Origin of the sequence: Streptomyces sp. NPDC048734, from assembly GCF_043198675.1 — a bacterium.
Lineage (GTDB): Bacteria > Actinomycetota > Actinomycetes > Streptomycetales > Streptomycetaceae > Streptomyces.
Genome location: NZ_JBICUZ010000001.1, coordinates 346,190 through 367,645 on the forward strand (window position 1 = coordinate 346,190; position 21,456 = coordinate 367,645).

A 21,456-nucleotide genomic window follows, 5' to 3' on the forward strand; every position below is an offset into this window, starting at 1 on the left:
GCCGGCCGACCCGCGTCCACGGGCCGGCCGGCGCTCCGTCCGTGCGTGGCCTCAGACCGATCCTGCCCCCTGCGCGGGGGCGGGGAACGGCACGACGGCCACTGTTACGTTGTCGTGGCCCCCGCCGTCCAGGGCGTGACCGACGAGCACCCGGGCGGCGTGCAGCGGGCGGGCGGCGGCGTCCGCGGGGAGCGCCTCGGCCATCTCCCCGGCCCCTTCGGCGTAGTTCCACAGGCCATCGGTGCACACGATCACCACGCCCGGCCGGTCCGGCTTGAACGCGGCGGTGTGCGGCTCCAGTTCGTAGGCGTCGGCGCCGAGCCAGCCGGTGATCGCGTGGGCGCGCTCGTCGGCGTAGGCCTCGGCCTCGTTCATCAGGCCCGCGGAGACCATCTGGGCGGCCCAGGAGTCGTCCTCGGTTAGCCTGGCGGGCGGTGCGCCGCTGTCCTGCGGAACCCAGTAGACGCGGCTGTCGCCGACCCAGCCGACGACCAGCAGACCTGCGGTGACGACCGCGCCGACGAGGGTGCAGGCGGGGGCGTTCTGGTGCGGGGCGTGCTCGCGGGCCGTGGCCGGCTCCTCGGCGAGCGCGTTGACCGCGTGCGAGGCGGCCACGATCGCCTCGTGCATGGCCTGTTGCGGGTGCGTGCCCTGCGGCAGGGCCGCCAGCAGGGTCCGTCCGGCGGTCTGTGCCGCGGCGTGCGAGGCGTCGTCGGGGCGGGTCGCGGAGGAGACGCCGTCGCAGACGACCGCCACCAGCGCGGGGCCGCCGTCGGGCAGCGTCGTGCGGCCGACGGTGAAGGAGTCCTCGTTGCGGTGGTGGCGCAGGCCGCGGTCGCTGACGGCGGCGACCGGGCCCGACTCCTGCTCCATGTGGTCGCGTTCACGCGGCTGGGCGTGCCCGCAGTTCTCGCAGTACCCGTCGTCGTCCACCCGGCCCGCCCGGCAGGCCACGCACACCTTGGCGACGGCCAGCCGCGGGTCCGGCGCCTGGAGGGGGTACTCCTCCGGCTCGGAGGGCCGGTCGAACCGGACCCCGGGGGCGGGAACGACGGGGGCGGCGGCGGTCGGCGCCACCGGCCCGCCCGCCGGCACACGAGCCGCCGCGACGGGCGCCGTGACGGGCGCGGTGACGGGTGTCGGCGGGGCCGCGGGTGGGACGGCCGGCGGCTGCGGGACGGCCGGCGGCGGCGCACCGGCCGTACCCGGCGGCGGGCCGTCGGCGTCCCGCGGGGCCGGTCCGTCCGCCGCGCTCATGGTGAGCGTCGGAGTGTCCTGCGGGCGTGCCGGTACGGCGGACAGGCCGTATCCGCACGCACCGCAGAAACGGTCACCCGCGTCGATCGGCTCCGCACAGCTCGGACACGTGGGCAGGGAGGCCTGCCCGGGGATCTGGGACATCAACTACACCCACGTCCGGGGGCGGTAACGATTGGCACGTTCCACCAGGTCGATCCTCTCCTCGGCACCGGTCGCCAGCCGGGCCAGCATGCGGTACGAACGCTCCAGTCCGAAGCGCAGTCCCCGCTCGTCCAGGTCACTGCCGAGCAGCGCCCGCCGGTCGCCGGGTCCGGTGCTGCCCCGGCCACCGGAGAGTACCCAGTCCAGCGCGCAGCCGAGGACTTCGGTGGACAGCTGCTCCCGGCGCGTCGGATCCAGTCCGTAGGCGTCCAGCGCCTCGACCTGCGCCGCCGCGGCGGCGAGGTCCTCCTGGAAGGGTACGTCGGCTGCGGCCGCCGCCCGCTGCCGCAGCCGGGCGCGGACGGCCGCGACGCGGGCGGCGGTGTAGTGGATGGAGGACTCCGGCACCGACTCCAGCGTCCGCACGGCGCTTCGGCGGTCGCCCGCCGCGAGCTGGACGCGGGCCAGGCCGAACGCGGCGCTCACGAAGCCCGGGTCGGTCGACCACACGAGGCGGTAGTACTCGGCGGCGTTGTCCAGCTGACCCAGCACCTCCGCGCACAGGCCGAGCGCCAGCTTCGGCGCCGGCTCGCCGGGGAAGGCGTCGTAGATCGCGTCGAAGGCGAGCGCGGCGCCCGCCCGGTCGCCGGTGACCAGTGAGGCCACGCCCCGGTACCAGACGACCCGCCAGTCGTCGGGCCGTTCGTCCTCCAGCTCGGCCAGCGACCTCAGGGCGGCCTCGAAGTCGCCGTTCTCCAGCCGGGCGCGGATCTCCCGCAGCCGGCTCTCCACCGACGGGGCCGGCGCGGCCGCGAGGGCGGTGATCAGCTCGGTGGGCGCGGAGGCCAGCAGACCGGTGAGGAAACCGGCGTTGGGGTCGGAGGGGTCGACGTGCGGGACCGGCAGGGCGAGTCCGGCGGCGGGCGCGGGGACGGGGCTGACCAGCCCCGCCGCGGCGCTGCCGGCCCCGGCAGGCGCGGTACCGGCAGGCACGGCCCCGGCAGGCACGGTACCGGCCGGGGCGGCGCCGGGCAGGCGGGGCGAGGGCACGAGCCCGGCCGCGCCGGTTCCGCTCGTCGGCGTGCCGCCCGGGCCGGCCGCCCGGCCCGGGCCCCGTCGTGACGCGACGGCCCGGGTCCCCAGCCGTGACACCTCCGCGTCCAGCTTCGGGAACAACTCCGTGTCCGTGACCCGCACCTCGGGGCCGAACAGGGTGGACAGCGCGGGCCGGGACCGTCCCGACTGCAGCGAGACGACCTCGCGCAGCACACCGGTCAGCTGCTCGGCCATCTCCTGGGCGGAGGTGAACCGGCGGGCCGGGTCGGGGTCGGTGGCGCGGACCAGGAACCGGTAGAAGGACTCGTACCGGTGGAAGACCTCGATGGAGTCGGGGTCGGGCAGACAGTCCACGAAGGCCGTGGTGTAGCCCTGGAAGTCGAAGGTGAGCACCGCCAGGGTGCGGCCGACCGTGTAGAGGTCGCTCGCCACCGACGGGCCGACCTCCGCCACCTCCGGCGCCTGGTAGCCGACCGTGCCGTAGATGGCCGACTCGTCGTCGTCCGCCCTGCGCACGGCGCCCATGTCGATGAGCTTGAGCTGGTCCTCGGTCTGGATGGCGTTGTCGACCTTGAAGTCGCAGTACAGCAGGTTGCGGCCGTGCAGGTGGCCGAGGGCTTCCAGGGCCTCGATGCCGAAGGCGCAGGCCTGCTCCACCGGCAGCGGGTCGCGCCTGCCGTCCGGGGTGCGGCGGGCGTTGGCGATCTCCTTGAGGGACTTGCCGCCGACGTACTCCATGACGATGTACCCGTCCAGCGATCCGGTCCGCTGGTCGAGGTGTTCGACGAAGTTGTAGATCCGCACGATGTTGGCGTGCTCGATCTCGGCCAGGAAGCGCCGCTCGGAGATCGCCGCCGCCATCGCGTCCTGGTCGCCGGTGTCCAGCAGGCCCTTGAGGACCACCCAGCGGTCGGAGACCGCCCGGTCGACGGCGAGGTAGACCCAGCCGAGGCCGCCGTGCGCCAGACAGCCCACGACCTCGTACTGGCCGTGCACGACGTCGCCGGCCCCCAGCTTGGGGACGAAGGAGTACGGGTGGCCGCACTTGGTGCAGAAGCCCTCCGTGCGGCCCTCGCGCTCACCGCGCGCCCGGCCCACCGGCGCGCCGCAGTCGGCGCGCGAGCAGAACCGCTTGCGCTCGGGCACCTCCGGGTCGTCGAGGACCATCGCGCGCGGGTCGGGGCGCGGCACCTGCGGCACCGCGACCAGCCCCGCCCCGAGGCGGGCCCGCCCGGACGAACCGGACGTGGAACCGGAGCCGCGCACCGACACCGAACGGCCGCCGGCCGCGCCCGACAGCGACCGCGAGAGCCGCCCGGACACCGAGCGGCGCGACTTCGACGACTGCGAGGAGGTGCGCGCACTGCGCGCGCTGGAGCGTGAACCGCCGCCGCCCGTCGAGCCCCTGCCGCTGCGGGTCATGCCGGTCGGGGGTGAACCGACCAGGCCTTTCCCGGAGGGGGGACCCCCGGACGCGACGACGGGGGCCAGGCCGCAGGTGTCGCAGTACAGCTCGCCGCCGCCCACGTCCTCGTACGAGCCCTCGCAGCCCGGTCGTTGGCACGTCTGCCCTGACTGACTCATGACCTCTGCTCCCCCCTGTGGTCCTCGGGGCCGCCCTGCTCGGGCACGCGCGGCGCGGCCAGCAGTTCTGCGGCCGTCCGCTGGTAGCGCAGGACGGCCTGTTCGGCGACGCGCAGATCGCAGGGCGCGCTCCACAGCATCCGCCGGGCCGCGTCGTAGCGTTCGATGAGGAACGGTTCCTCGGCGAGCCCGTGCCGGGCGACCTTCGCCTTGTACGCGTCGAGCCGGCCGCGCAGTTCCGCGCGGACCGCGAGCGGCGCGGTGACCGCCGTCAACGACTCTCGGGCACGCAGCAGTTCGTCCTCCGCCTTGCGCTCCAGGGACTCCAGGAGCGGGGACAGACGGTGCCACTGGGCGTGCCGGCGGTACTCGGCCGCCGTCGCCAACTGCTCCTGGAGCACGGTCGGCGGGCCGCTGACGACCGGCACCTCGGTGGCGGCGATCTTCGCGAGCACCTCGCCGCGCGCGGTCCGCGCCTCGGCGAGGGTCCGGTCCGCGCGACTGAGCACGTCCCGCAGCCGTACCAGCCGCTGCTCAGCGTCCTGGCGCACCGTCAGGACGGCGTCGATCTCCCGGCGCACGTCCTCCAGGGCGCGCGCCTCGCGGTCGTACACCGTGGTGTCGGGGCGTCCGCCGCCCGGCGCCGAACTGCCCTGCGCGGGCACCCAGAACGCCAGCGGGTCGGAGATCACCCGTTCGCGCAGCGAGGTCAGGGTGCGGGTGATGCGCTCCAGGTCGTCGCCCGCCGGATGCTCGCCGGGGCGCACGCCCACGGAGTGCGCGAGCTGCCGGGTGCGCTGGAGTTCCGCGGCCAGTAGATCTATCCGGGCGGGCAGCGCGGACCACACCGCGTCGGCGGCGACGACCAGGTCCAGCGAGGACGCGTACAGCTCGTTCATCCGGTCGACGAGGGTGGCCAGTGAGAAGCTCTCGCTGAGCCTGCCGGTGCCGGTCAGGGCCGGCGCGTTCGCCGTGGCGGCGGCCGGGCCGGCGACCGTGACGGACTCGCCGCGCAGCAGCTCCGTCAGCTCCGCCAGGTCCTCACGGCTGGACCAGCGGCGCCGCGAGCGGACGTCCCGCGCGGAGCGCAACGCGCCGGTGTACGCGTCGAAGTACGTCCACAGCAGCGTGATCGACGCCTCCGCGGACGCCCAGCGCTCCTCGGTGACGCCGGTCAGCGCGGCGCCTTCGAGGAGTCTGCGGCCCGCGTGGTCCTGGAGGGCGAGGAGCGAGGTCTCGATCGCCTCGTGCTCCGCGCCGAGCCGCGCCAGCGCACGGTCGACCTCGTCCCGGTCCATCACCGGCCCGGGGGGTCCCGTGACGCCCATCGATCACCTCTCGTCGCTGTGTCCGTCTCCTGCTCGGTCCGCCGCCCGCCGCCCGTCCCGTCAACTCGTGCGCAGATACTGCGGCGCGGGCGGCATCGACGTCGACGAATCGGTACCCAGTGTCGCCGACAGCCAGTCGGCGTACGACCGCTGCCAGCCGTCCGCCCGGTACGCCACCAGGACCTGGTTGACGCGGCGCACCAGATCGTCCGCGTCCTTGTTCATCGCCACGCCGTAGTACTCGGTCGTGAACGCGGCGCCCTTGAGTTCCACCATCGGGTCCTGCGCGGCCTGGCTCGCCGCCAGCGCCCCGTCGGTGACGACGGCGTCGACCTCACCGAGCTGGAGCCTCACCAGGCAGTCCAGTTGGTTGGGGACGGTGGTGGAGATGTCGGCGGTCGCGGGCAGCTTCCCGGCCTTCACGTCGTCGGTCAGCCGGGTGTTGGCGGTCGAACCGGCCGCCGTGCAGATCCGCTTCCCCGCCAGCGTGCCGTCGTAGCCCGTGACGGTCGACGCCTTGGGGGCGAGCACCTGCTGGCCCGTCCTGAAGTACGGCGCGGAGAACGCGACGTCCTCGATCCGGTCGCAGGTGATCGTCATCGTGCGGACCACCATGTCGACCCGGCCCTCCTGGATGGCCGGGATGCGCTGGTTGGTCGGTATCGCCTTGAACTGGACGGCGTCGCGGTCGCCCAGGACGTCCTCGGCGATCCGCCGCACCAGGTCGATGTCGAAACCCTCCAGCGCGGCGCCCGTGGTGTTGGGGTCGCGGTAGCCCCAGCGGTAGCTGTTCTGGTCGACACCGACGATCAGCTTGCGCTTCTCGCCCGTACGGGCCTTGATCGCGGCGATCGTCGGACCGTCCGCGGCCGACGGCGCCAGCGTCTGCTTCTCGGGCGCCCGGCACGTCGAGTCCGCCGCATGGCCGGCCTCGGCGACGCCGGGGCCGCCGGTGCCGGTGCTGCCGTCGCCCTTCGACTGGGTCCAGGGCAGCACCAGCACGAACGCCAGGGCGAGGACGCAGACGACCGCCATCGCGCCCACCCCGCCCCAGCCCCGCAGACCGGCCCGCATCCGTCGAGCGCGCATCGTCACGCCCCCTCTCACCGGTACTCCGACAGCCTGCGGCCGATGCCGAGGACCGCGCCCGCCGCCGCCAGGACGGCGAGGACGGCCGCGCCCAGCGGCAGCCCGCCCATCGCGTCCAGGCCGTCGCCGGCCGCCTGCCTGAACTCGTGTTGCTCGTGGTCGAGCGCGCTCGCCAGGCTGGCGTCGACGCCGTCGAAGCACGCGCCGGTCGCGCCCTTCGTGCCGATCACCAGGGCCAGTGCCTGCTCGTAGTTGCCGTTGTCGTCCTGGGCGCGGGCCGCGGCGTGGCGCTTCTTCCACTCCGCCATGTTGCCCGCCGCCGTCGCGACCGGCTTCTCGCCGGCCCGGTCGTCGGCGAGCTTCGCCGCCGCCGCGAGGCCCTTGCCGAGGGTGGCCATCTCCTCGGTGAAGTCGTGGTCGTAGGCGTCGACCGTCGTGTCGCCGACCTTCACGGTCTCGGCGCCGCGGGCCACCAGGGTGAGGTTCTCGTTGCCGCGCGCCTTCAGCGAGGCGATACGGGCGTCGTGCAGGACGTCGAGGGAGCGTACGCCGTGGTCGTAGGAGTCGTTCAGCCCCGCGCGGGCCACGCTGTGACCGACGACCAGCCACAGCAGTACGACGGCGGAGGCCGCGGACGCCGCGACCAGGCCGTGGTTCAGCACCCGGTTCGTACGGCGGTAGTCGCGGTGCTGTGCCCAGGCGAGGGCGGCCAGCGCGAGGACGCCGAGGGCGATCGCCGCCCACGGGTACGGCTTCGCCGCCGCGTAGTCGTCCTGGAGGCGCTGGTTCTCCCTCTGGTAGAGGTCCTCGGCGGCCGGGAGCATCTCGTCCTGCATCTTCTGGTTGGCGTAGCGCAGGTACGCGCCGCCCACCGGGAAGCCCTGCCGGTTGTAGGTGCGGGCGCGCTCGACGAGGCCCTTGTACTCGGGGAGCAGGGTGTTGAGCTTCGTGATCGCCGTGGTGGAGGGGGAACCGGCGTCGGAGTTGTTCGCCGCGGTGACGAGCTTCGCGGCGGCCGTGTCGATGTCGTCCTCGTAGCGCTCGCGTGACGCTGCGCTCTCCTGGCCGCCCGCCAGGAAGCCGCCGGCCGCGGCCGTGTTGGCGTCGGCGAGCGAACGATAGATGTCCGCCGCGGCCGAACTGAGCGGCTGGCTCTTGTGCAGCACGTCGTCGGCGGCGGCCGCGCGGTCGCTCGTCTGCCAGGCGGTGACGGCGCCGAAGGCGACGACGAGGAGGGCGAGGACGGCGCCGATCGCACGGAGCCTGCCCGGCTCGGTGGTCGCGGCGGAACGCAACCGGTCGACACCCTCGGCGAATGCCGTCCGGCGGCCGGGCGGTGCCGCCGTGCCGGTTGTCGGCGGGTTTGCCACGTTTCCTGACCTCCCCCATGGTCAACTGTCCGCGCCAGTATCGCCGCTCGGCGCGGTGCGGCGCACCGGGCTGCGCCGGATCCTGATCGGATCGCGGCCGCCCGCTCCGCGAGTGAACACGTTGCGGGCGGGTGTTCGGTTCCGGGACGGGGCCGGCGCGGTTCGTCTGCGGCCGGTCGCGCGGTCCCCCGCGCTCCTGGGTGTCTGCCGTCACGTGTGCGGGAAGGGCCGGCTCCGCTGCGGGCCGACGCGGGTCGTGTGCGGCCGGTCGCGCGGTCCCCCGGGCTCCTGAAGGGCGACTGTCGCGTGTGGGGGAGGGGCGGGTCCGCCTGCCGCGGGCGTGCGGGCCGTCGGACCCGGCTCGCGGCGGCGGTCGGCTTCAGCGGCCGCCTGCCGCGGGCCGTCGGGAGACCCCGCACCGGTCAGTCCTCGAAGCACGCGCGGAGCCTCGCCTGCGCGGCGAGGCCCGCTTCCAGTCTGTCCAGGCCCAGCAACGCGGCTCCCATTACCGGGCGTTGCCGCACCACCCTCGGGACCGCCTTCGGCGCTCCGGCGGCCAGCCGTTCGCCGATGCCGTCGTCGAGCCGGCGGTGGCCCGCCGTGAGGACTCCGCCGCCCAGGAGCACCGGGGTCTCCTCCGCCAGGAGGTCCAGGCGGGTCAGGGCGACCGCGGCCATGCCGGCGACCTCCGCCGCCAGGCGGTCGACGACCGCGCGGGCCACCGCGTCACCGTCGGCGGCCGTCGCGAAGAGGACCGGGGTCAGCTCGTGGCGGCGGGACGCGGGGACGCGCTCCAGGTGGAGGGACTCGATGAGGGCGTACATCGTGGGCAGGCCGAAGTGGGCCGGGAGGGTGCGTGTCAGGGCGGTGGCGGGACCCCGGCCGTCCTCGGCCCGGGCCGCGTGCCACACGGCCTCCTCCGCGAGGGCCCACCCGCCGCCCCAGTCACCGGAGATCCGGCCGAGCGCCGGGAAACGGGCGGTGCGGCCGTCGGGGCGCATGCCGACGCAGTTGATGCCGGCGCCGCAGACGACGGCCACGCCCCGCGGCTCGGCGACGCCCGCCCGCAGGATCGCGAAGGTGTCGTTGCGGACCTCGACGGTCTTGCCCCAGGACCGCTCGTGCAGTGCCGCCGCCAACTGTTCCTCCTCGACGGGCAGGTCGGCGCCTGCGAGGCAGGCCGAGACGTGCGCCACCGAGGTGACGCCCGCGGCGGCGTACGCGCGCGTGACGGCCTCCGCGAGGGCGTCCACGGCGGGGCCCACGCCCACCACGGGCGGCCGGAAGCCGCCGCCGCGGGCCGTGGCGAGCACCTCCCCGTCGGCCGCCACGACCGCCACGTCGGTCTTGCTGTTGCCCGCGTCGACGGCGAGGACGCTCGCGCTCAGGCCCACGCCAGGTACTCCCGGTTGTGCGCGACGAGTTCGTCGGCCAGCCGTTCGGCGTACGCGTACTGGCCGATCAGGGGATGGGCGAGGAGGGCCCGGAAGACGCGGTCGCGGCCGCCGCGCAGCGCCGCGTCCAGGGCGAGGTCCTCGTAGGCGGTGACGTTCGCCGTCAGGCCCGCGTACAGCGGGTCCAGCGGCGCCACCGGCAGCGGGCGGGCGCCCTCGGGGCCGACCGCGGCCTGGACCTCGATCACCGCGTCGTCGGGCAGGAAGGGCAGCGTGCCGTCGTTGCGGGTGTTCACCACCTGGTGGGGGCTGCCGGAGCCGGTGAGCAGCGCGGCCGCCAGGTCCACGGCCGCCTCGGAGTAGTGGGCGCCGCCCCGCTTGGCGAGCAGCGCCGGCTTCTCGTCCAGCGCCGGATCGCCGTACATCTTCAGCAGCTCCCGCTCCATGGCCGCCACCTCGGCGGCCCGCGAGGGCTTGGTGCGCAGTTCGCGCACGACCTCGTCGTGGGCGTAGTAGTAGCGCAGGTAGTACGACGGGACCACGCCGAGCCGGTCCAGCAGGGGGCGCGGCAGGCGCAGGTCGGCGGCGATCGCGTCGCCGTGGCCGGCCAGCAGCGCGGGCAGGACGTCCTCGCCCCCGGGGCCGCCGAGGCGCACTCCCGTCTCCCAGGTGAGGTGGTTGAGACCCACGTGGTCGAGGTGGACCTCGGACGCGGCGACCCCCAGCAGGCCGGCGAACCTGCGCTGGAGGCCGATGGCCACGTTGCACAGCCCGACCGCCCGGTGCCCGGCCCGCAGCAGGGCGCGGGTGACGATGCCGACCGGGTTGGTGAAGTCGATGATCCAGGCGCGGGGGTTGGCGCGGCGGACCCGGTCGGCGATGTCGAGGACCACGGGGACCGTGCGCAGCGCCTTGGCCAGGCCGCCGGCGCCGGTCGTCTCCTGGCCGACGCAGCCGCACTCCAGGGGCCAGGTCTCGTCCTGCTCGCGGGCGGCCTGACCGCCGACGCGGAGCTGGAGCAGGACCGCGTCGGCGCCGTCGACGCCCGCCGCCAGGTCGGCGGTGGTGACGATGCGGCCGGGATGGCCCTGCCGGGCGAAGATGCGCCGGGCGAGTCCGCCGACCGGCTCCAGCCGCTCGGCCGCCGGGTCGACGAGGACCAGCTCCTCGACCGGCAGGGTGTCCCGCAGGCGGGCGAAGCCGTCGATCAGTTCTGGCGTGTAGGTCGAACCTCCGCCTACCACGGTGAGTTTCATGTCCGGCCTAGCCCTTCGCTCCGGTCGGGGTGACGCCCGCGGTGATCGTGACGCCCGCGGTGATCGTGGCAGCCGGGGTGATCGTGGCAGCCGGGGTGATCGTGGCGGCCGTGGCGGCCGTGGCGGCCGTGGCGGCCGGGGCGGCCGGGGCGGAAGCCGCTCTCCGGGTCGCTCTCCTGGCCTCTTCGGGGACGCGTGCGGGCATGACGGGGCCTCCCTGGGACGGACGGGGCGAAAGGGGACGAGGGTCGGTCAGCGTGAGGTGTCGAACACGTCGTCGCGGGTGGCCGCCAGCGCGCTCTCCAGCGCGCCGCGCAGCACCGGCCGTTCGGTGACCTCGCCGACGACGAGCTTCGGCCGGGACGCGGCCAGTTCCTCCAGCTCGGCCTGGACGAGGGCGCGCAGCGCCTCGCCGCCGGCGGTCAGACAGGCGCCGCCGAGGACGACGAGTTCGGGGTCGAGGACGGAGACGAGGGAGGCGAGACCGGTCGCGAGCCGGGTCGCGTAGACGCCCAGCAGTTCCCGCAGCGGGCCGTCGTCCTCGGCGGCGGCCCGTGCGACGAGGGCGGCGGCGGTCTCGGCGTACGGGCCCGGGGGAATGCCGGTGACGCCCAGTTCGCGGGCCAGTTCCGGCAGGGCCTGGGAGCCGGCGAGCTCCTGGTAGCCGCCGCTGTTGGCCTTGGTGACCTGTCGGACCAGGGGCGCGCCCGGCACGGGCAGGAAGCCGATCTCGCCTGCGCCGCCGGTCCGGCCGCGGTGCAGCCGGCCGCCGAGGACGAGGGCGGCGCCGAGGCCCTCCTCGTTCCACAGCAGCACGAAGTCCTCGTGCCCGCGGGCCGCGCCGAGCCGCTGTTCGGCCACGGCCACCAGGTTGACGTCGTTCTCGTACTCCACCGGCATCGGCAGGGCCGCTGCGAGCTCGTCGAGCAGCGTGGGCGAGTGCCAGCCCGGCAGGTGGGAGGCGTAGCGCAGCCGGCCGGTGGTGGGGTCGAAGGCCCCCGGCGTGGCGACGACCAGCCGCCGCACGTCGTCCCGGGCGAGCCCGGCGGCCTTCACCGCGCCGTCCAACGCCTCGGTGACCTGCCGTACGACGGACCCCGCGCCCCTTCTGCCCGGCGTGGGCACCTCGTACGTGCCCACCGTGCGGCCGGTGAGGTCGGCGACGGCGGCCAGGACGCGCTCGGGGGTGACGTCGAGGCCGGCGGCGTGACCGGCGGCCGGGTTCACCCCGTACAGCCGGGCGCCCGGTCCCGGCCGGCCCTGCGTGGTGCCGGTGGCCAGGACCAGCCCCGCCGCCTCCAGACGGGCCAGGAGCTGGGAGGCGGTCGGCTTGGACAGGCCGGTGAGCTTGCCGATCCGGGTGCGGGACAGCGGGCCGTGGGCCAGCAGCAGGTCCAGGGCGGCGCGGTCGTTCATGGCACGCAGGACGCGCGGCGTGCCCGGCGTTCCGGCGGTTCCTGCCACGGGGCCGCACCTGCCTCTCCCGGTCGCCCGGCTTCTCGGTGGTCCGGCAGGGAGGGCCACCTGGAGCCCTGCTCCCCTCACACCGATCACTGTTAGGAAAGTTTCCTGTTCTATGCGGGGAAGGTAAGCCCGATGTCCGGGGGCGTCAAGGGGGAGGCGGAGGGGCGCGACGGAGGAGTGGAGTGCCGGGGGCCGGGGGCCGGGACGGGACACGCAGGAACGCCCGCCCCCTCACGGGACGGGCGCTGGGGAACCCGCGTTACTTCGGCGCCCCCGGCGGTGCCAGGGGCGTCAGCGGGGAGGCTGCCGCCGCCTGCGGGGAAGCCGGGTTGGAGTACGCCGACGGGGCGGCGACACCGGCCGTCGGGTCGTTGTCCGGGTCCTGCTCCGGCGGGACCGTGGCGCCGCCGACGATGCGGATGTCCGCCGCGTCGAACGCGCGCTTGATCCGCCAGCGCAGCTCGCGCTCGACGGTCAGGGACTTGCCGGGCATCGTCTTCGCGGAGACGCGGACCACCATCGAGTCGATCAGGACGCTGTCCAGGCCGAGCACCTCGATCGGGCTCCACAGGAGCTCGTTCCAGGGCTCCTCCTTGTTCATCTTCTCGGCGACCTCGACGAGGGTGGACCGGACGCGGTCCAGGTCCTCGGACGCCTTGACCGTGACGTCCACCCCGGCCGTCGCCCAGCCCTGCGAGAGGTTGCCGATCCGCTTGACCTCGCCGTTGCGGACGTACCAGATCTCGCCGTTGTCGCCGCGCAGCTTGGTCACGCGCAGGCCGACCTCGATGACCTCGCCGGAGGCGACGCCCGCGTCGATCTGGTCGCCGACGCCGTACTGGTCCTCGAGGATCATGAACACGCCGGACAGGAAGTCCGTGACCAGGTTGCGGGCGCCGAAACCGATCGCGACACCCGCGACACCGGCGGACGCCAGCAGCGGGGCCAGGTCGATCTCGAAGGCGCCGAGGACCATCAGGGCGGCGGTGCCGAGGATGAGGAAGCTCGCCACCGACCGCAGCACCGAGCCGATCGCCTGCGACCGCTGCCGGCGCCGCTCGACGTTGACCAGCAGACCGCCCAACCCCGTGCCGTCGCCCGCCTGGACCGTGCGGTTCATCCGGTCGATGAACTTGGTGATGGCCCGCCGCACCACCATGCGCAGCACCGCGGCGATCACCAGGATCAGCAGGACCCGCAGGCCGATCGCGAGCCAGGTCGACCAGTTCTCCTCGACCCAGCTGGCGGCGTTCGTCGCGCCCTCCTGGGCGTCCTGCAGGCTCGGGACGATCACGGAGGTCGGCGACTCCGAGGGGGCCGGCGACGGTGACGGACCGGCGGCCCTCAGGGCGGCGGACAAGGACACGACAGGTACCTCCAGGTGCGGCACTGCTCCCTCCGGCGCGGCGGTCAAGGTGGTCCAGGTCACGAAAAGGTCACCGGCGGGGCAGGACCACCACACTAACGGGGCATTGTGTGTGCTTCGGCGGGATGTCCGAAGGAGAGGCCGTGTTCCCCCGCGCTCGAACAGGTCGGGGCGCGGGGGATGCATCCGGGTGTGGTCGAAAACACTCCCGGCCCGTTACCGGGACATGGTGGCGCGTCCACCAGGCAAGAGGGGACACTGACCTCAGTTCGTCCCGGCGCGAGCCACGCGCCGCCGACGCCCAAGGAGGCATCCGTGCCGCATGTCCTGGTCCTGAACGCGTCGTACGAGCCCCTCGGCGTCGTACCGCTCCGCCGCGCGCTCGTCCTCGTCCTGGAGAACAAGGCTGTCTCCCTGGAGGAGTCCGGCGCCTTCCTGCACAGCGCGACCGTCACAGTCCCCGCACCCAGCGTGGTCCGGCTCAAGCGATTCGTCCGGGTTCCCTACCGGGGGCCCGTTCCGCTCACCCGCCGGGCGCTCTTCGCCCGCGACGGGGGCCGGTGCATGTACTGCGGTGGCGTCGCAACCAGCGTCGACCACGTCATCCCGCGCAGCCGCGGGGGCAAGCACGTCTGGGACAACGTCGTGGCGTCCTGCCGGCGCTGCAACCACGTCAAGGCCGACCGCCACCTCGTCGAGATCGGCTGGCGACTGCGGCACAAACCCGCCCCGCCCACCGGTCTGGCCTGGCGCATCATCGGGACCGGCCACCGGGACCCGCGCTGGCTGCCGTACCTGCAGCCGTACGGCGCGGACGACGCCCTGGCCCGGATCGACGGCATCTCCGCCTGACCGATCCGGGCTTTTGCATGCCCCGTGGCACCGATGCGCCACGGGGCCCGCCGGGCCGGGCCCCGCGCCGGTCAGCGCGGTGCGGTCTCCCGGCGGGTGCCGCGCGCCGCGAACAGGGCCGTGCCCAGCGCGAACGCCGTGCCGGCCGCCGCCCACGACCACGGCCGGTCGCCCGGCTGCACCGGCCAGGCCCACACCGTGACCGCCCGGCCGGCCACACCGGCCGACGCCGGGATCACCGCGCCGACGTAGCCGAGGACCGGCAGCCAGCTCAGGCGGGCACCGAGCACGACCGCCGCGGCGGCCGTGACGCCGGTGCAGCCCAGCAGATTGCGGAGCAGGGGAGCGGGGCCGAGGGCCGGGCCGGCGTCGAGGACGGTGAGCGCCAGCAGCGCGCCCGCGAGCGCGGCCGGGCCGAGCAGGTGGGCCAGCCGGCGAGGCCACCAGGGGCGTACCGCCGTCCGGTCCAGCTCGTCGAAGGGGGTGGACAGGCTCACGCCGATCACCGCGGCGGCCAGCGCCGGGACCACGGCGACCAGGGCCCCCACCCGAGCCGGACCGGGGGCGGCGCCGCCCGTCCGCAGTGCCGCCCACCCGGCGAGGGCGACCGTCCCGGCGAGCACGGCCGGGGCCCAGGACAGGCCGCGGGAGCGGGCGTACAGCAGGGCTCCGGTCACAGCGCGGGCACCCCGTCCGGATCGCAGTCGCCCGCCGTGGCGAAGTACTCCGTCAGCCAGGCGCGGCGCTCGTCCGCGGCCATCGACGCGAGGCGCGCACGGGCGGTCCGTCGCTCGCGGAGCCCGGCGCGGGCGGCCTCGTCGCCATGTGCGTCCAGTGCGTCGAAGTGCTCCTGCGCGGGCTTCGGCGCGAGGAGGTTCGCCACGGCGTCGTCCGCGCGGCTCACCCGCGGGTCCGACGGCCCCTCGCAGTCGCCGCGGCCCTGGAGCGCCGCCACGGCCTCCCACGCGTACTGCTCCGGATCGGTCAGCCGGCCCCTTGCGAAAGTCCGGCCCATCGGCGTCAGCATGGGCAGCTCCGCCTCCTCGGGGCGGGGCGCTCCCGGCCGGTCCTCGAACCGGACCGGCAGGTTCCGTACGCCTTCCAGTCGGCCGGTGACACCCGAGAGGGCGGTCCTGACCTGCGGCAACAGGTCTCCGTAGCGGGCGTTCACGCAGATCTGCGGAGTGGTCGAGGTGTCACAGACCTGGCGGTCGCCGACCGGATCGGTGCGCCACAGCCCGGCACCGCCCTGCACCAGCAACGTGCCCGCCGCCGTCGCCGCCACGAGCGGCAGCAGGGCCGTGTACCGGCGCCGCGCCGCGTACGCCAGGACGGCGGCCGCCGCGAGGCCTGCCGCCCACACCGCCGCGGCCACGGACTGCCACACCACCGGAACCAGGCCCTCCGGGACGGGGAGCGCCGGGTTCAGCCGGCGGCCGGCGCCGGTGCCCGCCCGCGACGCCAGGCCCAGCGCGACATACCCGCCCACCGCCAGCAGCGGCGCCGCCGGCCGCCGGGGGACCAGCCGCCCCACCACCTGGCCGGCCACCGCGGCGGCCGCCACCGCCACCGCGTCCGTCGGCAGCAGCTCCAGGCCGGGCCCGTCCCCCCGGGCGTACGGCCAGGTCGCCAGCAGCGCCCCGGCCGCCGCCGTCAGGTACCCGGCCGTCGTCCACCCGGCCACCGGCAGCGCCGACGCGAGGAACCGCGCCAGCGGCCCGCGCGCGGCCGTCCCCCACAATTCCTCCGTACGCCGCCGGCGCTCCCGCCCGCCCTGCCGGCAGCCCGCCGTCGCGGCCAGCGGCAGGACCACCAGCAGGACGCCGTGCAGTTCGGCGCGGGTCTCGGCCCAGCCGCCCTGCCAGCGGTCCGCCGCCGCGGCCAGCAGCCCGGCGGCCGTCACGAGGACCGCCAGTCCCGCCCAGGGGGCGAACCCGCGCAGCGTCTCGGCGCGCAACGGGTGCACGCGGACCGGCGCGCGCCCCGGTGCCGTGAGCGTGCGGCTCATCGCGCCGCCCCTTCCCGGAGCGCGGGGCGGGCGCGGTGGGCCCGCAGCGCCGCCGTGTAGCCGCGCTCGATCGGGTTGTCGCCCACTCCGTCGCCCGTGCCGTCCTCGCCCAGCGCGCTCAGTGACCCGGGCGTGCCGCGGTAGGCGACCCGGCCCGCGTCGAGCAGGGTGACCTCCGTGCAGGCGGCGGCCACGTCCTCCACCAGGTGTGTCGAGACGATCACCGTGGCGGAGGCGCCCAGTCCGCGCAGCAGCGCCCGGAACTCCACCCGCTGCTCGGGGTCCAGGCCCGCGGTGGGCTCGTCCAGGAGCAGCACGTCGGGGTCGTTGACGAGGGCCTGCGCGATGCCGAGCCGGCGGATCATGCCACCGGACAGCGTCCGCACCTTCGCGTCGACACGGCCGCCGAGGCCGACCCGTTCGACGGCCCTCTCGACGGCGGCCGGGGTGTCGGCGACGGGCACCTCCTTCAGCCAGGCCACGTACGCGACGAACTCGCGGACCGTGAAACCCGGGTAGTACCCGAACTCCTGGGGGAGGTAGCCCAGTCGGCGGCGGACCGGGCCGCGCCGCCCGGCCTCGCCGACGTCCTCGCCGAGGATCTCCACCCGCCCCTCGGCGGGCGGCGCGACCGTGGCCAGCACCCGGATCAGCGAGGTCTTCCCGGCGCCGTTCGGCCCGAGCAGGCCGTGCACCCCCCGGCCCAGGGTGAGGTCCACCCCGTCGAGGGCGACGGTCCGGCGGTGCCGGACACGCAGTCCGGTCACTCGTATCGTGCTCAAGGGATCTCCATCGGGCGGACGGGCAGAGGTGTGCCGGTCGGTGGGTGGGCGGGCGTGGGGCGGGGTGGCCAGCCGGCGGGTGCGGGTGCGGGTGCGGGCGTGGGTGTGCCGGGGTGGCCGGTCGGTGGCCGGATGTGCGTCGGGGTGTGCCGGGGTGGCCGGTCCGTGACCGGACGTGCGTCAGGGCGTCCGGTCGTAGGCGGAACGGCGGGCGGCCAGCGCGGCGGCGGAGAGCACCGCCGCGGCCGCCCACGCGCCCTGGGCGAGAGGGCCGTCGAGGACGACGGTGAGCTGTTCGGCCAGCCGGTCCGGCGGGGCGCCGGACGGCGAGGCCGCCGCCGGTGCGAGCACCGCGCACAGCCAGCCCCCGCCGGTCACCGCCGCGCCGGTCCGGGAACCGACGTACCCGGCCAGGGCCAGCGAGGCCAGCGTCAGCGCGAGCCCCGGCAGCAGCCAGGCCGCCGCGCCCGGCGCACCCGAGCCGGGCAGCAGCAGCCCGGCCAGCGTCAGCACCGGCAGGCAGACCAGCAGTACGGCGGCCGTCCGGGTCAGCAGCAGCCGCAGCCCGCCGGCGGGTGAGGCCGCGGCGATCTCGTGCACCGGGTCGGCGTGCGGCCCGTACGACAGGGCCACCCCGAGGACCGGCACGACCGGCGCGAGGGCCAGCAGCAACGGCCGCGCCCCGGTCACCCCGGCCCCGTACGCCAATCCGACCGCCCCCAGCGCCACGGCCACCACGGCGACGGACCAGGCGCCCCGCACGGCGGGGCCCGCCGCCCACAGGACGCGGGCGAGGCGGGGGACGCGGACCGGCGCGGGTTCGGCGCTCGCCGCCCGGCGGGAGGAGCGGCCGGTGCGGCGCGCGGCGAGGCGGCCGACGGTGCGCGACGACCAGAGGCGGGCGCGGGGGAAGGCGGCTGCGGGAGCGGGCCGCGCGGGAGCGGGCGGCGGTGGCGTGGCCCCGCTCGCCGGCGCCGGTGCCGGTGCCGTGCCGGGGGCGGCTGCCGGTGCGGGGTTCAAGGCCTCTCGGAGCACCGCCCCCCGTACCTGCTCCAGAACGGCCCCCGCGGCACCCTCCCGTACCGCGCGGGACACGCGGGTCGCGCAGGCCGTGCAGTGCTCCAGGTGCCGCTCCAGGGACCAGGCGTCGGACTCCGGGAGGGTGCCGTCGGCGTAGCGGGCGGCCAGGGCGTCGGTCGCGTGCCGTCGGGTGGGGTTCATGCCGGGCCTCCCGCCGGAGTCGGGTGCAACTGGGCGAGTGCCGCGCGCAGTTCGGCACGGGCGCGCATGGCGCGGGTCTTGACGGTGCCCTCGGGGATGCCGAGCAGCCGGGCGGCCTCGCGGGTGGTGAGCCCGTCGACGACGGTCGCGCGCAGCACCTCCCGCAGCTCGGGCGGGATCCGGTCGAGGGCGGTGCCGACGTCGCCGAACTCCAGCCCCGCCAGCACCCGCTCCTCCGCGGACGGCAGGGCCGCCGCCGGTGCCCGCTCCACCCGCTCGGTGTCCATCGGCGCCGTCTCGATCCGCGCGGAGCGCTCCTGCGCCCGTCGCGCGTCGACCAGCCGCCGGGCGGCGATGGTCCACAGCCAGCCACCGGCCTCGCCGCCGCGGTGTCCGGCCGCCGACCGCCACACGGTCACGAACGTGTCCTGCACCACCTCCCGCACCACCTCGGGATCGGCGCAGCGCCGGGTGAGCCGCGCGTGCAGCCAGCCGGCGTGCCGGTCGTACAGGGTGGCCAGGGCGCCGGCGTCCCCGTCGGCGACGGACCGCAGCAGCGCGGCGTCCGTGCCGTCCTCACCGTGGCCCCTCATGGGGCGGAACAGTCTCACACCTTGTTTGTCGGTCGGCCCGGTACCGACGGTTCACGCCGGAACCCGCACGGCGCGCGGTCTGCCGTAATCGCCCCACATTGGGGAGAATGTCAGGGTGAGAAATGTGACGAGATGCGTGTTGCCCGATACGGGGACGTCTGCCGCCGCGCCCACTGGGTAGGGCTTTTGCGGTAACCCGCGAACACCGCCGGACACCGTCGGGCACCGCCAGACACCGTCCGACGCTGTCGAGCGCCGTACGACGACGCCGCGCACCCCGTACGACGGCGCCGTCCCCGAACAAGGAGGCCATCGTGGTCGCACCGGCACACCAGCTGCTCCCGGACCGTTCCAAACGCCCGGCGGCGCCGTCCGCCTACACCGAGGAACCCCACCTGTACGCGTGCAGCGCGGAGGGCGCCCGTACCGAGGCCCCGCTGACCAGCGAGCCCCCGCTGCCCGACGCCGAGCCCCTCACCAGTGAACCGCCGCTCGCCGCCGCGGACCCCGACTTCACGAGGCCGTAGATGACCGCACCCCTCGGAGAGGACCTCACCCGGCTCGCCGCGCTGCACGGCGTCGCCGTCTCCTACCGGCCCTCCCCGGACCGCACGGTCACCGCCTCCGCCGCCGCCGTCACCCGCGCCCTGGCCGCCCTCGGCGTGGACGCGGGCACCCCGGAGGCGACCCGTGCCGCGCTGGCCGACCGGGAACGCGAACTGGCCGGACGGCTGCTGCCGCCGACCGTGGTCCGCTGGAGCGGCGGCGCCGAGCCGGACGCCCTCGCCGCCCTTCCCGAAGGCACCCGCCTGCTGGTCGAGACCGAGCGGGGCGAGACCCAGGCCTGCCTCGACCGGCTCCCGCCGGGCGTCCACACGATGATCGCGACCGCGCCCGACGGCCGCACCGCCCGCGCCCACCTGGTCGTGGCCCCGCCCCGGCTGCCCACGCCCGCCGGACGCTCGTACGGCCTCCTCGTCCAGCTCTACTCCCTGCTGTCCGACCGCTCCTGGGGCATGGGCGACCTCGGGGACCTCGCCGAGCTGGCCGGCTGGGCCGGGCGGGCGCTCGGTGCCGGATTCGTGCAGGTCAACCCGCTGCACGCGGCCGTCCCCGGCACCCCCACCGACCCCTCCCCGTACCGGCCCTCCTCCCGCCGCTTCCCCGACCCGGTGCACCTGCGGATCGAGGACGTCCCCGAGTTCGCGTACGTCACCGACCCCGAGCGGCTGCGGGGGCTGCGAGGACTGCGGGAGAACGCCGCGCGGCTGCGGGAGACCGTCCTCGACAAGGGGGCGCTGATCGACCGGGACGCCGTGTGGGAGCTGAAGCGGGAGGCGCTGGAGCTGATCGCCGCCGTACCGCTCGGGCCGGGCCGGCGCGCGGCCTACTGCGACTTCCTCGCCCGCGAGGGGCAGTCCCTGGAGGACCACGCCACCTGGTGCGCGCTGGCCGAGGTGCACGGCTCCGACTGGCACCGCTGGCCGCGGGGGCTGCGCGACCCGCGCTCCGCCGAGACCGCCCGGGCCCGGCTGGAACTGATGGACCGCGTCGACTTCCACTCCCGTCTCGCCTGGCTCACCGACGCCCAGCTCACCGCCGCCCAGCGCGTCGCGCGGGAGGCCGGCATGCCCCTCGGGATCGTGCACGACCTCGCGGTCGGCGTGCACCCCGGCGGCGCCGACGCCTGGGCCCAGCAGGACCACCTCGCGGCCGGCATGTCGGTAGGCGCGCCCCCGGACGCCTTCAACGCCCGCGGCCAGGACTGGGGCCTGCCCCCGTGGCGTCCCGACCGCCTCGCCGAGTCCGGCTACGCCCCGTACCGCCGCCTCCTGCGCGCCCTCTTCCGCTACGCCGGCGCCCTGCGCATCGACCACGTGATGGGGCTGTTCCGGCTCTGGTGGGTCCCCCAGGGCGAGCCGCCCACCGAGGGCACCTACGTCCGCTACGACGCCGAGGCCATGCTCGCCGTGCTGGTCCTGGAGGCGTCCCGGGCCGGCGCGGTGGTGATCGGCGAGGACCTCGGCACCGTGGAGCCCGGCGTGCGCGAGGCCCTGCGCGAACGCGGGGTGCTCGGCACCTCCGTCCTGTGGTTCGAACGAGACTGGGAGGGCGACGGCCGCCCGCTGCCCCCCGGCCACTGGCGCGCCGACTGCCTCGCCACCGCCACCACCCACGACCTGCCCTCCACCGCCGCCCGCCTCACCGGCGAACACGTCGAACTCCGCCACCGGCTCGACCTGCTGGCCCGCCCGCTGGAGGAGGAACGCGCGGAGGCCGCCGCCGACACCGGCGAGTGGCTCGACCTGCTGTCCCGGCTCGACCTGCTCCAGGGCACCGGCGGAGGCGGCGACACCTCCTCGGAGGAGGCCGAGATCCAGGCCCTCCACCGGTTCCTGCTGCGCACCCCCGCCCGCATGATCGGCGTCTGGCTCCCGGACGCCGTCGGTGACCGCCGCCCGCAGAACCTTCCCGGCACCTGGGACCAGTACCCGAACTGGCGCCTGCCGGTCGCGGACGCCGACGGCCGGCCCATCACGCTGGAGGAACTGTCGGCGTCCCCGCGCCTGCACGCGCTGATGGAGGTGCTGCGGGAGGAGGCCGACGGGTGAGGGCGGCGAGTGAGCCGACGGGTGGGGGCGATGCGTGGGCAGCCGGGTGGAGGCTACGTGCGGGGCGGGCGCGGGGGTGC

At 75.7% G+C, this 21,456-nt stretch carries 18 protein-coding genes; 3 read left to right on the top strand and 15 right to left on the bottom strand.

Annotated elements, in window-relative coordinates:
* Positions 1 to 51: 51 nt before the first annotated feature.
* From ACGFQC_RS01575 to ACGFQC_RS01620, 10 genes are all read right to left on the bottom strand, one after another.
* Positions 52 to 1,401, bottom strand: a complete 1,350-nt coding sequence (locus ACGFQC_RS01575; protein WP_363088308.1) for a protein phosphatase 2C domain-containing protein — start codon at positions 1,399 to 1,401, stop codon at positions 52 to 54.
* 3 nt (positions 1,402 to 1,404) lie between these two features.
* The gene (locus ACGFQC_RS01580; RefSeq protein WP_363088307.1) at positions 1,405 to 4,041 is read right to left on the bottom strand and encodes a tetratricopeptide repeat protein; all 2,637 of its coding nucleotides are present in this window, start codon (positions 4,039 to 4,041) and stop codon (positions 1,405 to 1,407) included.
* Positions 4,038 to 5,369: a hypothetical protein gene (locus ACGFQC_RS01585; RefSeq protein WP_363088306.1), complete on the bottom strand. Its 1,332-nt coding sequence runs from the start codon at positions 5,367 to 5,369 to the stop codon at positions 4,038 to 4,040. The genes ACGFQC_RS01580 and ACGFQC_RS01585 overlap by 4 nt, the downstream gene beginning before the upstream one ends.
* 60 nt (positions 5,370 to 5,429) lie before the next feature.
* Positions 5,430 to 6,458: a glutamate ABC transporter substrate-binding protein gene (locus ACGFQC_RS01590; protein ID WP_363088305.1), complete on the bottom strand. Its 1,029-nt coding sequence runs from the start codon at positions 6,456 to 6,458 to the stop codon at positions 5,430 to 5,432.
* A gap of 14 nt (positions 6,459 to 6,472) precedes the next feature.
* Positions 6,473 to 7,828, bottom strand: coding sequence for a hypothetical protein (locus tag ACGFQC_RS01595; RefSeq protein ID WP_363088304.1), 1,356 nt, complete (start codon positions 7,826 to 7,828; stop codon positions 6,473 to 6,475).
* A 422-nt stretch (positions 7,829 to 8,250) separates the two neighbouring features.
* A complete protein-coding gene (locus ACGFQC_RS01600) occupies positions 8,251 to 9,222 on the bottom strand; it encodes a BadF/BadG/BcrA/BcrD ATPase family protein (protein WP_363088303.1) in 972 nt (323 codons plus the stop codon).
* Entirely contained in the window at positions 9,213 to 10,478 is a 1,266-nt protein-coding gene (locus tag ACGFQC_RS01605) for a 6-phospho-beta-glucosidase (RefSeq protein WP_363088302.1), read from the bottom strand. The genes ACGFQC_RS01600 and ACGFQC_RS01605 overlap by 10 nt, the downstream gene beginning before the upstream one ends.
* Positions 10,479 to 10,485: 7 nt before the next feature.
* Positions 10,486 to 10,683 (bottom strand): hypothetical protein, encoded by a 198-nt coding sequence (locus tag ACGFQC_RS01610; RefSeq protein WP_363088301.1) that lies wholly within the window; start codon positions 10,681 to 10,683, stop codon positions 10,486 to 10,488.
* Between the two features lie 47 nt (positions 10,684 to 10,730).
* Positions 10,731 to 11,942 carry an ROK family transcriptional regulator gene (locus ACGFQC_RS01615; protein WP_363088300.1) on the bottom strand — a complete coding sequence of 404 codons (1,212 nt, stop codon included), beginning with the start codon at positions 11,940 to 11,942 and terminating at the stop codon, positions 10,731 to 10,733.
* Positions 11,943 to 12,201: 259 nt separating this feature from the next.
* Entirely contained in the window at positions 12,202 to 13,308 is a 1,107-nt protein-coding gene (locus ACGFQC_RS01620; RefSeq protein WP_363088299.1) for a mechanosensitive ion channel family protein, read from the bottom strand.
* A 315-nt stretch (positions 13,309 to 13,623) separates the two neighbouring features.
* Between ACGFQC_RS01620 and ACGFQC_RS01625 the strand changes: the two genes are divergently transcribed.
* Positions 13,624 to 14,160 (top strand): HNH endonuclease, encoded by a 537-nt coding sequence (locus ACGFQC_RS01625; protein ID WP_067244152.1) that lies wholly within the window; start codon positions 13,624 to 13,626, stop codon positions 14,158 to 14,160.
* 71 nt (positions 14,161 to 14,231) lie between these two features.
* On the opposite strand, the gene ACGFQC_RS01630 is transcribed toward ACGFQC_RS01625, so the two are convergent.
* The 5 genes from ACGFQC_RS01630 to ACGFQC_RS01650 form a co-directional block, all read right to left on the bottom strand.
* Entirely contained in the window at positions 14,232 to 14,837 is a 606-nt protein-coding gene (locus tag ACGFQC_RS01630; RefSeq protein ID WP_363088298.1) for a hypothetical protein, read from the bottom strand.
* The gene (locus ACGFQC_RS01635) at positions 14,834 to 16,168 is read right to left on the bottom strand and encodes a hypothetical protein (protein WP_363088297.1); all 1,335 of its coding nucleotides are present in this window, start codon (positions 16,166 to 16,168) and stop codon (positions 14,834 to 14,836) included. The genes ACGFQC_RS01630 and ACGFQC_RS01635 overlap by 4 nt, the downstream gene beginning before the upstream one ends.
* A complete protein-coding gene (locus ACGFQC_RS01640) occupies positions 16,165 to 16,950 on the bottom strand; it encodes an ABC transporter ATP-binding protein (RefSeq protein ID WP_363088296.1) in 786 nt (261 codons plus the stop codon). The genes ACGFQC_RS01635 and ACGFQC_RS01640 overlap by 4 nt, the downstream gene beginning before the upstream one ends.
* A 180-nt stretch (positions 16,951 to 17,130) precedes the next feature.
* Positions 17,131 to 18,171, bottom strand: a complete 1,041-nt coding sequence (locus tag ACGFQC_RS01645) for a zf-HC2 domain-containing protein (RefSeq protein ID WP_363088295.1) — start codon at positions 18,169 to 18,171, stop codon at positions 17,131 to 17,133.
* Entirely contained in the window at positions 18,168 to 18,764 is a 597-nt protein-coding gene (locus ACGFQC_RS01650) for an RNA polymerase sigma factor (RefSeq protein ID WP_363088294.1), read from the bottom strand. Before ACGFQC_RS01650 ends, ACGFQC_RS01645 begins: the two co-directional genes overlap by 4 nt.
* Before the next feature lie 314 nt (positions 18,765 to 19,078).
* Between ACGFQC_RS01650 and ACGFQC_RS01655 the strand changes: the two genes are divergently transcribed.
* A complete protein-coding gene (locus ACGFQC_RS01655; RefSeq protein WP_363088293.1) occupies positions 19,079 to 19,291 on the top strand; it encodes a hypothetical protein in 213 nt (70 codons plus the stop codon).
* Positions 19,292 to 21,376, top strand: a complete 2,085-nt coding sequence (malQ, locus tag ACGFQC_RS01660; RefSeq protein ID WP_363088292.1) for a 4-alpha-glucanotransferase — start codon at positions 19,292 to 19,294, stop codon at positions 21,374 to 21,376. It begins immediately after the preceding gene.
* Positions 21,377 to 21,456: the final 80 nt, after the last annotated feature.

Excerpts from the sequence above, each read along its gene's own strand:
- malQ (WP_363088292.1), top strand. The coding sequence starts at position 19,292 with ATGACCGCACCCCTCGGAGAGGACCTCACCCGGCTCGCCGCGCTGCAC.
- ACGFQC_RS01585 (WP_363088306.1), bottom strand. The coding sequence starts at position 5,369 with ATGGGCGTCACGGGACCCCCCGGGCCGGTGATGGACCGGGACGAGGTC.
- ACGFQC_RS01635 (WP_363088297.1), bottom strand. The coding sequence starts at position 16,168 with ATGAGCCGCACGCTCACGGCACCGGGGCGCGCGCCGGTCCGCGTGCAC.
- ACGFQC_RS01645 (WP_363088295.1), bottom strand. The coding sequence starts at position 18,171 with ATGAACCCCACCCGACGGCACGCGACCGACGCCCTGGCCGCCCGCTAC.
- ACGFQC_RS01610 (WP_363088301.1), bottom strand. The coding sequence starts at position 10,683 with ATGCCCGCACGCGTCCCCGAAGAGGCCAGGAGAGCGACCCGGAGAGCG.
- ACGFQC_RS01580 (WP_363088307.1), bottom strand. The coding sequence starts at position 4,041 with ATGAGTCAGTCAGGGCAGACGTGCCAACGACCGGGCTGCGAGGGCTCG.
- ACGFQC_RS01590 (WP_363088305.1), bottom strand. The coding sequence starts at position 6,458 with ATGCGCGCTCGACGGATGCGGGCCGGTCTGCGGGGCTGGGGCGGGGTG.
- ACGFQC_RS01605 (WP_363088302.1), bottom strand. The coding sequence starts at position 10,478 with ATGAAACTCACCGTGGTAGGCGGAGGTTCGACCTACACGCCAGAACTG.
- ACGFQC_RS01575 (WP_363088308.1), bottom strand. The coding sequence starts at position 1,401 with ATGTCCCAGATCCCCGGGCAGGCCTCCCTGCCCACGTGTCCGAGCTGT.
- ACGFQC_RS01650 (WP_363088294.1), bottom strand. The coding sequence starts at position 18,764 with ATGAGGGGCCACGGTGAGGACGGCACGGACGCCGCGCTGCTGCGGTCC.